This is a genomic window from Sediminibacterium sp., from assembly GCF_051860225.1.
Lineage (GTDB): Bacteria > Bacteroidota > Bacteroidia > Chitinophagales > Chitinophagaceae > Sediminibacterium.
The window spans coordinates 183,158-195,570 of the sequence record NZ_JBHYEI010000001.1 but is presented as its reverse complement, the minus strand read 5'-3'; the positions used below and the strand labels follow the sequence as shown (position 1 = coordinate 195,570).

The window sequence follows — 12,413 nt, the reverse complement described above, 5'->3', positions numbered from 1 at the left end:
TGTGGGGGCTAATTTTGCTATTCGATAAAGTAATAAATTGAATTTACTTAAAAAATTATTAATGAAAAAGACCATTCTTGTTTTAGCCTTATTTTATTCCAATTTTGCCAATGCTGCTTCCTCAGCAGAATATTATAAATTAATTATTTATCATTTTTCTACTGCTGCACAAGAAAAATCATTGGATAATTTTATTGCAGCTGAATATTTGCCTGCACTTCATCAAATCGGATTTAAACAAGTAGGTGTATTTAAACCTATCACCAATGATACAGCGGCTGACAAGCAAATTATAATTTTAATTAATGGGTTTGATATAAACAAACTTGCTAAGCCATTTCAGTGGAGTTTAAATGAAAAAAGTTCATTTAAAGAGCCCATTTACAATCGTTATGAACAATTTTTATTACGCGCTTTTAAAGGGATGCCTTTAATGAAAATACCCACAGATAAATCAAAAAAGTCCAATCGAATTTTTGAATTAAGAAGTTACGAAAGCCCCACCGAAGAAAAATATTTGAATAAAGTGCATATGTTTAATGAAGGGGGGGAAATCAAATTATTTGATGAGTTACAGTTTAATGCTGTTTTTTATGCAGATGTATTGTTCGGTTCTAGAATGCCGAACTTAATGTATATGACTAGTTTTGAAAGTCTTGAGAGCAGAAATGAGCATTGGAAGGCATTTTCTGCAGCTGCAACTTGGAAAAAGATCTCAACAATGCCTTTTTATCAAAATAATATGTCAGCCCTTCACAGCCAGTTAATGCAATCAACCCCTTATTCGGATTATTAATTTTGTTGTACCTTTCCATCCTTGAGAAAGAAGATAGCCATATTATTTTTATCTATTTACTTGTGTTCTACTACGGAAGCGCATGAATTATTGAAAATTCCGGTAGTCTTCCAACATTTTATTGAACACCAACAAGAAGATCCACAAATTTCTGCTTTACAATTTTTGCAAATACATTATCTACAAGGAAATGTAAAAGACAAAGATTATGACAGGGATATGCAACTTCCTTTTAAAACGGCTGGTGAATTTTTTTCATCATCTGCAACTCCATTTGTACCATTAAATGCACAAATTGTTCTTCATTATCCTGAAGATGCAATTAATATGGTTTGGTCTCAACAAAAAACTCCATTCCTTTTTTCTGCTTATCAAGTGAATATTTGGCAGCCTCCTAAAATGGATTAATTAATGCCGGGCTAAGAATTAGGGGCTTGCAGAGCCTGCTGTCCCAATCGACTTATAATTAATTCTATAAAAATGCTGACAAAAATTATTGAGTTTTCCGTAAGGAATAAACTCATTATTGGGCTATTTGTAATTGCCCTAATTGGATATGGAACCTATAATTTAACCAAGCTTCCAATAGATGCAGTTCCAGATATCACTAATAACCAAGTACAAGTAATTACCATTGCGCCCTCTTTTGGCGCAACAGATATTGAGCGTTTAGTAACTTTTCCTATAGAGCAAGCCAATAACAATATTTCTGGGTTATTAGAAATAAGGAGTTTTTCTAGATTCGGACTTTCTTTGGTTACGATTGTATTTAATGATGAAACCGATATTTATTGGGCAAGACAACAAGTAGCCGAAAGACTGTTACAAGTTCAATCACAAATTCCTTCGGGGATTGGAACACCCCAATTAGGACCTGTTTCTACTGGCTTAGGAGAAATATACCAATATGTAGTAAGGCCTGAAAAAGGGTATGAAAACCAATACGATGTAACCGAGCTTAGAACTATACAAGATTGGATAGTACGAAGACAGTTATTAGGGGTGAAAGGGGTTGCGGAGGTTAGTAGTTTTGGTGGAAAACTGAAACAGTATTCTGTTGAAGTAGATCCTTCTAAATTGTTAAGTTATAATATCACCATAGCAGATGTTTTTGCTGCACTAGAAACGAATAATCAAAATACCGGTGGAGCATACATAGAAAAAGGCCCCACTGTTTTATTTATTCGAACAGAAGGGCTCTTAGGTAATATAGACGACATTAAAAATATCGCTATAAAAAAGACTTCTGGCGGAACTCCCTTGTTTATAAGGGACGTAGCGGATGTGAAAATTGGTCATGCCACAAGATATGGTGCGATGACCTATAATGATCAAGGTGAAGTTGCAGGTGCAGTGGTGATGATGTTAAAAGGCGCAAACAGCAATGATGTAATTAAGCTAGTAAAAGATCGAATTGTTCAAATACAAAAGTCATTGCCAAAGGGAGTGGTGATTGAACCATTTTTAGATAGAACTAAAATGGTGAATAATGCCATTGGTACGGTGGAGAAGAATTTATTAGAAGGGGCATTAATTGTTGTTTTTGTATTGGTAGTTTTTCTAGGCAATTTAAGAGCGGGCTTAATTGTAGCTTCTGTTATTCCATTAGCCATGTTATTTGCCATTATTATGATGAATGTTTTTGGTGTGAGTGGAAATTTAATGAGTTTGGGCGCGCTTGATTTTGGATTAATTGTAGATGGAGCAGTAATCATAGTGGAAGCAGTAATGCATCAATTAAGTCATAGTAAAAAGTTTAGTGTAGTAAATAAATTAACACAGGGCCAAATGGATAAAGAGGTAAACCATTCGGCTAGCAAAATGATGAATAGTGCGGTATTTGGACAAATCATCATATTAGTTGTTTACTTACCCATTTTTACTTTGCAAGGAATTGAGGGCAAGATGTTTAAGCCAATGGCACAAACAGTTGCTTTTGCCTTGTTGGGAGCCTTTATCCTCTCACTCACTTATATTCCTATGATGAGTGCGGTATTTTTAAGTAAAAAAATTACGCATCAGCTAACTTGGTCAGATCGTATAATGGCTAAAATAGAAGGGGCTTATAAAAAGTCATTGGACTATATTTTGCATTTCCCTAAAATAGTACTGGGTTTTGTGATTAGTTTATTTATTGTTGCTGTATTTATTTTGAGCAGACTAGGAGGCGAATTTATACCTGCATTGGAAGAAGGTGATTTTGCAATTGATACAAGGGTTTTAACAGGAAGTAATTTAACGACCACCGTTGAGAGTACTCAAAAAGCTGCTTCGCTTTTATTAAAGCAGTATCCAGAGATTGAAAAGATTGTAACCAAGATAGGAAGTGGAGAAGTTCCCACCGATCCAATGCCTATGGAGGCAAGTGATTTAATGGTAATTTTAAAACCTAAAGACCAATGGACATCGGCAAAAACATTTAATGAGTTAGCTGAAAAAATGGGCGCAACGATGGCTGCTGTTCCTGGTATAACTACTGGATTTCAATTTCCTGTTCAAATGAGATTTAATGAGTTAATGACGGGTGCTAGGCAAGATGTGGTTTGTAAAATATTTGGAGAAAATTTAGATACATTGGCTGCATATGCAGAAACTATCGGCAAAATTGCGGGCACTGTGGAAGGTGCTAAAAGTATTTATGTTGAAGCAGTAACCGGTATGCCACAAATTTTAATTGAGTACAATCGCAATACTATTGCACAATACAATTTAAATGTACAAGACATTAACAAAGTGGTCAATGCGGCATTGGCAGGTCAAAGCAGTGGATTGCTTTTTGAAGGAGAGAAGCGATTTGATTTGGTTGTTCGTATTAAAGGCGATATGAAAAAGGAGTTGAAAGATATTCAGCAATTATTAATACCAACTCCTTCAGGTGTTCAAGTTCCACTCTCACAGTTGGCTTCTGTTGAAATTAAGGATGGCCCTAATCAAATTCAACGAGAAGATGCAAAACGAAGAATAGTGATTGGCTTTAATGTTAGAGGTAGAGATGTAGAAACCATTGTAAAAGAATTACAGCAAAAGATAGAGAAGCAGGTGAAATTTCCAGTTGGTTATTATATTACTTATGGAGGCGCATTTGAAAATTTAAATGCAGCAAAAGCTCGACTAATGATTGCTGTTCCAGTGTCGTTATTGCTGATATTTTTATTGCTTTATTTCGCATTTAATTCAATTAAGCATGGGCTGCTTATTTATTCAGCCATTCCTTTATCTGCTATTGGAGGAATCTTTTTCTTGGCATTAAGAGATATGCCATTTAGTATTAGTGCAGGAGTAGGTTTCATTGCCTTATTTGGCGTTGCAGTATTAAATGGCATTGTTTTGATTGCCGAATTTAATCGACTTAAAAATGATGGGATGGACAATTTGAGAACTATCGTACTTACGGGAACAAGTCTGAGATTACGTCCTGTTTTAATGACCGCATTTGTGGCTTCACTAGGATTTCTTCCTATGGCACTAAGTAATGGGGCAGGTGCAGAAGTGCAAAGACCTTTAGCAACAGTGGTGATTGGGGGCTTAATGATTGCAACATTGCTCACATTATTTGTTTTGCCCGTATTATACATGATGTTCGAAAAAGGATTTAATGCTAGTTTACCTATCAATAAAGGGGGCGCCATTTTGTTTGGTTTTTTATTCATGGGTTCTGTTGCTATTGCACAAATCAATAATGCCCATCCTATTTCTGTTAAAGCTGCTGTAGACTCTGCTTTAAAAAATAATTTGTTGGTAAAGAATGAACAATTAAAAGCCCAGTATCAACAAATACTAATTGGTACGGCTGCTAATTTGCCTAAGACTGCTTTTATAGGCGAAGTAGGACAAATCAACAGTATTTATACTGATACTAGAATAGGACTTATACAATCCATTGCTTTTCCAACGGTGTATAAAAGGGAGCGCGATTTACTGCAAGCTGAATATAAAAACAGTGTATTAAATATTGCTATTCAAGAAGCTATATTAAAAAAGCAAGTACAACAGGTTTATTATGCAATGGTTTATTTGCAAAAGAAAAAAGAACTGTTGCTTTTTTCTGATAGTTTGTATGCTGCGTTTTATCAAAAGGCAGCTTTGCGCTTGAAAACCGGGGAGTCAAATATTTTAGAAAAAACCAGTGCAGAAACCTTACTTGGGCAAATTCAAATGCAATTACAGCAATTAGAGCAAGACGCTTTAATGATGCAGTTGCAATTTCAACTTTTATTAAATACCCAACTGGCCTATCAACCCGAAAAAGGGAAAGGTCCATTATCCCCCACCTCTTTGTTAGATACTGCCGCACTGCGTAATCATCCCATTTTACAAAGTATCCTACAGCAGCAATCGTTGGCTTTGGCTAATACTGAGTTAGAAAAAAGTAAACTTTTACCCGACTTGTCTTTAGGCTATTTAAATGGAAGTATTAGGGGAATAGGAGCAGACAATGTTTTTTACAGTGGTAAAAGATTCAGTACGGTTCAGTTTGGAATGGGGATACCATTATTTACTAAAGCACAAAAGGCAAGAATTAACAGTGCATCATTAAATGAAAAATTAGCAGAGGCAAAATACCAACAAGCAAAGCAACAGCTAACCACTGAATATCAAACTACCATAGCACAGTTTTCAAAATATTTGACGACCGTTCAGTATTTAGAAAAAACTGGGTTAAAAAATGCTCAATTAATTACAGAAACTGCTAACAAGCAATTGTCAGCTGGTTCCATTAACTATTTAGAATGGGTACAATTAATTAATCAGGCAACCACTGTCAGAAATGATTACACCGAAGCAGTAAGAAACTTAAACGAGACAATCATACAATTAACCTACTACATACAACAATAAAAATCATGAAAACTTTTTTATATATTTTAATAAGTGGATTCTTTTTCATGGCTTGTTCCAATAAGGATCAAAAAGAAGAGACAGCTGCGGCAACTGCTTCTTCGGATACATTGATATTATCCAATGAACAATTAAAAAATGCTTCATTAGTCATTGGTCAAATGCAAGAACTAGAAATTGCTTCGTTAATGAAAGTGAATGGAAAGATAGATGTGCCACCTCAGAATATGGTCTCTATTAGTGTTCCCTTAGGCGGGTATTTAAAAACAAGTAAATTATTGCCTGGAATGCATGTGAATAAAGGCGAAGTGTTGGCAGTAATGGAAGATCAGCAGTACATTCAGTTGCAACAAGACTACTTAACTTCTAAAGTAAAACTATCCATGTTTGAAAAAGAATTTCTGCGTCAACGCGAGTTAAATGCAAGTCAGGCAAGTAGTGATAAAATGTTGCAGCAAGCAGAATCTGAGTATAAAACCAATAAAATATTGGTTTCGGCGCTCGCGCAAAAATTACAATTAGTTGGAATTAATCCAGCAGCACTAAATGAAAATAATATCAGTAAAAGCGTAAACATTCATTCTCCGATAGATGGTTATGTTACCAAAGTGAATGTAAATGTTGGGAAATATATTTCCCCTACAGAAATCATGTTCGAGTTGGTTAATCCAACTGATATTCATTTGGCATTGAAGATTTTTGAAAAAGACATAGAGAAGCTTTTTATAGGGCAGGAATTGGTTGCCTATACCAATAACAATCCCCAAAAAAAATACGATTGTGAAGTTCTTCTGATAGGGAAAGATATCAACCAAGAGGGCTTTACCGATGTTCATTGTCATTTTGAGGTCTATGATAAGTTGTTGATTCCTGGCACATATATGAATGCAGAAATTAAAGTTCGAAACAGAAAGGCCAATGTGCTACCATCAGATGGGGTAGTGCGTTTTGAGGGGAAGCAGTATATTTTTAAAGTAATTGATAAACAACAATTTATCATGACAGAAGTAACAGTGGGAGATACCGAGAATGGAATGACCGAAATTTTGTTGCCAGAAAAAGCTATTCAAGAAAAAGCAAATTACGTTACCAAAGGGGCTTATACCTTATTAATGATGCTAAAGAATGAAGCAGAGTAATTAACTTGCAGCCAATTAGCAAGATTATATGTTTAAAATTAGTACTGTTATCAGAGGTTTTCTTATTGTATTCTTGATTGTCTTTTCAGTTGCTGTACAGGCACAAAATTTGGATCAGCTGGTAAAGCGTGGTCTCCAAAGAATGACAGCTAAAAATTATAAAGGAGCCATTGAAGACTTTACCCAGGCCTTAGAATTGACACCAGATGACGTAAACCTGTTCCTTAATAGGTCTATTGCTAAACGCGAATTAAAGAATTATGCAGGATCTATTGAAGACCTCGGGTTTGCCTTAGAAATTAATGAAGCAGATCCAAACTTGTATTTTAATAGAGGATTTGTTAAAAGCTTATCTGGTGATACCGAAGGGGCGGTTCAAGATTATAGTAGAGCAATAGAAATTGGCCCTGCAACAGCCAATATGCTTTTTAACAGAGGGATCGAAAAAGAGAAGCTAAAAGATTTACAGGGTGCTTTAGAGGATTATAATAGGGCTTTAGCTCTAAAACCTAATTATGGGGACGTTTATTTTAATAGAGGGGTTGTAAAAAGTGCATTAAAAGATGCAGATGGTGCATTAAAAGACTATAGTAAATCAATTGTATACAACCCTAAAAATGAAAGTGCATGGTTCAATAGAGCAATTGAAAAAACCAATATTCAAGATTATAACGGGGCAATCAATGACTATAATAATGCACTCAAATTAGTACCTGATTTTGTTGAAGCTTGGTTTAACAGAGGGTTTGTAAAAGCGAAAATGAATAACCATAAGGGAGCCATTTTGGATTTTGATCAAGCCATAAACTTAGATCCTGCGGCAGATATTTATTTCAATCGGGCCATTTCTAAAGCAGCATTGAATAATCATACTGCTGCAATAGAAGATTATAATAGTGTCATTGCATTGGACTCAACTGTAGAAAATGTTTTCTTTAATCGCGCACTGAGTAAAATAAAATTGAATGATTTTAAAGGCGCGATTCCAGATTTAGATTTAGCATTAGAATACAATCAATCTAATGCGGATATCTACTTTAATAAAGGAGTTGCTTTACGAAGTTTATCTAAGTTGAAAGAAGCAAAAGAAGAATTTGATAAAGCGTTGGTGCTTACCCCAAAGAATGCAGACTTGTATGTGAATAGGGGGCTTATTTACCTTGAATTAGCCGATACTGCAGCTGCTATTGAAGATTTTTCAAGTGCAATTGAATACAATAAAAAAAATGTGTCAGCTTATTTTAACCGAGGAATTCAATATGAAAAGTCAGGCGACTTTGACGCAGCTTTGGCAGATTACAATAGCGCAATTAAATTAGATCCAAATAGTGGGGATATTTATTTTAATAGAGGAGTCGTTAGGGCTGCTATAGGAGATAAAAAAGGCGCATTAGCGGATTACAACTCATGCATTCGATTGAAACCAAGTAATGCAGGGGCTTGGTATAATAGGGGCTTGGCTAAATATGCAGCAAAAGATTACTTAGGAGCATTGGCAGATTACAATAAAGTAATCCAGTTAGATCCAGCAATGCCTAATATTTATTTTAACAGAGGGATTGTAAAAGGCCAGTTAAAGCAGTTTCTAGCTGCAATAGCAGACTATGACAAAGCCATACAACTTGATGCTAAGAACGGCGATATTTATTTAAACAGAGGGATTTTAAAAGTTATATTAAAACAGCCTACAGGCGGTTGTGCAGACTTACAAAAAGCAGCAGCAATGGGGGTTTTTGCTGCTACCATCGAAATCGAAAAGTCTTGTAAGTTGTAACCGTTAGACCGAATTAATTTACCGTTAACATATAAAATACCAATAATCTATTCCAAGTATGTAATATTGGCATAATATTTTATACTCATAAGTAAATTAATTAAATACCATTTTATGAAAAAGGTTTTGCTGTCGGTTTTTGTTTTAGTAGCTTCTGTAATCAGCCTTTCGGCTCAAACTGCAGAGGAAGTAATTAACAAGTATGTAACTGCTATTGGCGGTGCAGACAAGTGGAGTAAAATTCAGTCTTTAAAAGTAGAAGGTCAAATTGAAGTGCAGGGTATTGCCATTCCATTTACCATGCAAGCCGTTCATATGAAGGGTATGCGTGTGGATGCAGAATTTCAGGGCAGCAAAATCATTGACATTACTACTCCTACCAAAGGTTGGTCTCAAAATCCTTTAATGGGTAAAACTAGTTTAGAAGCCATTACAGAAGATGAATTGAAGACTAAATTGGATGAGTTAGACGTTCAAGATGAGTTTGTGAACTATAAGGAAAAAGGTTCTACTGTGGAGTATTTAGGTAAGGAAGAAGAAGAAGGAACAGCTTATCATAAATTGAAATTAGTGACCAAGAACGGAAACGAAAAAGTTTATTTCTTTGACCTTACTACAGGTTTAATTTATAAGGAAGAATCAACTGTGAAGCAACAAGGACAAGAAATGAAACAAGCAGTTAAATACCTAGACTATCAAACATTAGAGAATGGTATTAAAATGGCTTTCAAATCTGATATGGGCATGATGATGATGGTTACTAAAAAAGTGACAATCAATCCTACTATCGACGCAGCAATTTTTTCAGGTAACTAAACCAAACTAAATGAGAGTACTTCTTGTTGCCCTGATTTCAGGCATGGGCATTTTATTGCATGCACAAAATATTCCCTCTTTTAATACTGCGCAGTTTCAAGTAATGGGAGCAAGGGCTTTGGGCCCTTCTACCATGAGTGGAAGAATTACTGCAATTGAAGGTGCTTATGCAGATGCACAACTTAATCTATACGTGGGTACGGCAGGAGGTGGTATTTGGAAAAGTCAAAATGGAGGTCAATCTTTCACGCCAATTTTTGATAAATACAATCAATCTATTGGTGCATTGGCTTTAGAGCCGGGTAGTGCAAGAGTGGTATATGCTGGAACTGGTGAAAGCAATATGCGAAATTCAGTTTCTATTGGTGCGGGTTTGTATAAAACAACCGACGGTGGATCTAATTGGCAAAAGATTGGCTTAGATAGTACCGAGCATATCAGTAAAATCGCAATCGATCCTGCTGATAAAAAAGTAGTGTATGTAGCAGCTCCTGGTCCATTGTTTAAGTCCTCTACGCATCGTGGTTTATATAAGTCTACTGATGCAGGAAAAACCTGGGAAAAGATTTTATTTATCAATGCAAATACTGGATGTGCTGATGTTGCCGTTCATCCAACCAATCCCAATATTGTTTTCGCATCAACTTGGGAATTTAGGCGTAAACCTTTTTCTTTTGTTTCTGGTGGATCAGGCTCTGCATTTTATAAATCTGTAGATGGTGGAAAGACTTGGAATAAACTAACAAAAGGTTTACCAGAAGGTAATTTGGGTAGAATTGTGGTGACTATTAATCCATCTAAACCTTCACAAGTTTTGGCATTGGTTGAAGCCAAAGAATCTGCTTTATATCAATCCAATGACGAGGGCGAAACTTGGACAAAACTCACTTCCGCAACAGGCTTAACTGCTAGACCTTTTTATTTTAGCACTTTGGTTATTGATCCGAAAGATCCTAAGCGTGTTTACAGACCTGCTTATGATTTTAATTATTCCAATGATGGCGGCGCAACATTTGCAAATACGGTAATTGGTGGTGTTGCTCCACACGCAGATCATCATGCTTTATGGATCAATCCATCTAATACCGATATGTTGTTTTTGGGTACCGATGGGGGTGTTTACTTAAGTTATAACAAGGGCGTTACTTGGCAGTTCTTAAACAACTTGCCTGTTCCCCAATTTTACCATGTAAGTATCGATAATCAATCGCCTTATAATATTTATGGGGGATTACAAGACAACAACAATTGGATGGCCCCTAATACTGCACCAGGCGGGGTTGCAGCTACCGACTGGAAAGCGCTTGGGGGTGGAGATGGTTTTTGGGTGCAGCCAGATGCAATTGATGAGAAAATAGTTTACGCAGAATCGCAGGGTGGGGAAATGTATCGAATCAATTTAAGAACTGGTTTATCTGCTGGCATAAAGCCAAAGAAACAAGCAGGTGAAGAGGATCATCGTTGGAATTGGAATACACCTATTGTTACTGCTAAATCTAGCACGAAGTCTGCTACTGGTAATTCGCAAAGCAATTTGTATGTAGGTGCGCAGTATTTATTTAGGTCGAGAGACAATGGAAGAAATTGGGAAAGAATTTCTCCGGATTTAACTACCAATAATAAAGCCATTCAAAATAAAGCTGAAACCAGCGAAAGTGTAACTGGTGATAATACCAGTGCAGAAAATCATTGTACCATTTTTACCATTGTGCAGCACCCAAAAAATGAAAATATTATTTGGGTAGGAACAGATGATGGTAATTTAATGTTTACCAATAATGGGGGGAAAACTTGGACGAATAAAGCGAACGCATTTGTAAAAGCGGGCGTGCCTGCAAATGCTTGGATTAGTAGTATAGAACTGTCTGTACATGATGCCAATAGAATTTTTGTAACACTAGATCATCATATGTATGGAGATAACAATACTTATGCGTTAGTGAGTAATGATGGCGGTAATAGTTTTACAAAATTTGAATCAGAGGAGTTTACTGGGTTTGCCCACATCATTAGAGAAGATCCGAAAGCACCAGAATTACTTTTTCTTGGGACAGAATCTGGATTTTTTATCTCATTAAATGCAGGTAAAACTTGGATGAGAAGTAAGTACCAAAACTTACCTTGGTACAGCTTAGTTAGGGATATTAAAATTCATCCTATTACGAATGATTTAATCATTGCAACCCATGGTAGAGGTGTTTATATTATTGATGATATTCAGCCTTTAAGAGAAATGGTTAAATCTGATTTGAATAAATCTTTGTTGTTTTATCCCATCCAATCATTTAAGTATGAATATGGTGCACAATATCCTCAAGCAGCATCCAATTTAGTGGGCTATGTAGGAGCTAGTAAATCATTGGCACCAACATTCTATTATTACTTAAAAGAACGCAGCAATGATGTGGTTAAAATTGCCATTTATAATGCTGCAAACCAAAAAATTAAAGACTTGAATGGTACTGGATTAAAAGGATTGAACAAAGTTTATTGGACCCTTACTTCTAATCCTCCAAGAGTTGCAAAAGGAGGATTTGTGGCACAATCATCAATACAATATGCGGGATTTTATGGCCCTAAAGTTCCTGCAGGAAAATATCGCATTGTTGTAAAAGCAGGAAAGGATAGTAGTGAGCAAATGTTAGCCGTATTGCCTAATCCAGCTGCTGGATTGAGTGAAATGGCTTTGCAAAAATTACATCAACAAAGTATGCGCGTTTTCTTGTTACAAGAACAATTAGCTGATATGGTAGACACCATTGATGTTAAACTAGCAGCTTGGAATAAAATGCCTAGTTCAGATGAAATTGGTCAAAAGATAAAAGCATTGGACTCATTTAAAAGAGAGCTAATAGAATTGAATCGAAAATCCATCTTTTTTGATGAAACCAAATTCAGGAAAAGAATCAGTGATTTTTACCTTGATTTGGTAACAGCTCTAGAGCCATTGTCTGAGGGTCAAGAGAAAGGAATTAATGTTTTAGAGACAGAAATGAAGGGTTTTAAAACCAGATTGAAGCAATTACTTTAAGTCTTAATAACTCGTAAA

The 12,413-nt window shown here is 35.8% G+C and carries 7 protein-coding genes; all 7 read left to right on the top strand.

Going from position 1 to position 12,413, the window contains the following annotated elements; all coding sequences use genetic code 11:
• The first annotated feature begins 61 nt into the window (after positions 1–61).
• The 7 genes from ACTIEI_RS00720 (at position 62) to ACTIEI_RS00690 (ending at position 12,395) form a co-directional block, all read left to right on the top strand.
• Complete coding sequence (locus tag ACTIEI_RS00720) at positions 62–796, top strand: NIPSNAP family protein (RefSeq protein ID WP_439504355.1); 735 nt, start codon at positions 62–64, stop codon at positions 794–796.
• Between the two features lie 21 nt (positions 797–817).
• Positions 818–1,204, top strand: coding sequence for a hypothetical protein (locus ACTIEI_RS00715; protein ID WP_439504354.1), 387 nt, complete (start codon positions 818–820; stop codon positions 1,202–1,204).
• Positions 1,205–1,276: 72 nt separating this feature from the next.
• Positions 1,277–5,635 carry a CusA/CzcA family heavy metal efflux RND transporter gene (locus ACTIEI_RS00710; RefSeq protein ID WP_439504353.1) on the top strand — a complete coding sequence of 1,453 codons (4,359 nt, stop codon included), beginning with the start codon at positions 1,277–1,279 and terminating at the stop codon, positions 5,633–5,635.
• 5 nt (positions 5,636–5,640) lie between these two features.
• The gene (locus tag ACTIEI_RS00705) at positions 5,641–6,774 is read left to right on the top strand and encodes an efflux RND transporter periplasmic adaptor subunit (protein ID WP_439504352.1); all 1,134 of its coding nucleotides are present in this window, start codon (positions 5,641–5,643) and stop codon (positions 6,772–6,774) included.
• A 28-nt stretch (positions 6,775–6,802) separates the two neighbouring features.
• A complete protein-coding gene (locus ACTIEI_RS00700) occupies positions 6,803–8,548 on the top strand; it encodes a tetratricopeptide repeat protein (protein ID WP_439504351.1) in 1,746 nt (581 codons plus the stop codon).
• Between the two features lie 114 nt (positions 8,549–8,662).
• The gene (locus tag ACTIEI_RS00695; RefSeq protein WP_439504350.1) at positions 8,663–9,364 is read left to right on the top strand and encodes a hypothetical protein; all 702 of its coding nucleotides are present in this window, start codon (positions 8,663–8,665) and stop codon (positions 9,362–9,364) included.
• A gap of 10 nt (positions 9,365–9,374) precedes the next feature.
• The gene (locus ACTIEI_RS00690) at positions 9,375–12,395 is read left to right on the top strand and encodes a WD40/YVTN/BNR-like repeat-containing protein (protein WP_439504349.1); all 3,021 of its coding nucleotides are present in this window, start codon (positions 9,375–9,377) and stop codon (positions 12,393–12,395) included.
• Positions 12,396–12,413 lie beyond the last annotated feature (18 nt).

Excerpts from the sequence above, each read along its gene's own strand:
- ACTIEI_RS00705 (WP_439504352.1), top strand. The coding sequence starts at position 5,641 with ATGAAAACTTTTTTATATATTTTAATAAGTGGATTCTTTTTCATGGCT.
- ACTIEI_RS00710 (WP_439504353.1), top strand. The coding sequence starts at position 1,277 with ATGCTGACAAAAATTATTGAGTTTTCCGTAAGGAATAAACTCATTATT.
- ACTIEI_RS00690 (WP_439504349.1), top strand. The coding sequence starts at position 9,375 with ATGAGAGTACTTCTTGTTGCCCTGATTTCAGGCATGGGCATTTTATTG.
- ACTIEI_RS00695 (WP_439504350.1), top strand. The coding sequence starts at position 8,663 with ATGAAAAAGGTTTTGCTGTCGGTTTTTGTTTTAGTAGCTTCTGTAATC.
- ACTIEI_RS00720 (WP_439504355.1), top strand. The coding sequence starts at position 62 with ATGAAAAAGACCATTCTTGTTTTAGCCTTATTTTATTCCAATTTTGCC.
- ACTIEI_RS00700 (WP_439504351.1), top strand. The coding sequence starts at position 6,803 with ATGTTTAAAATTAGTACTGTTATCAGAGGTTTTCTTATTGTATTCTTG.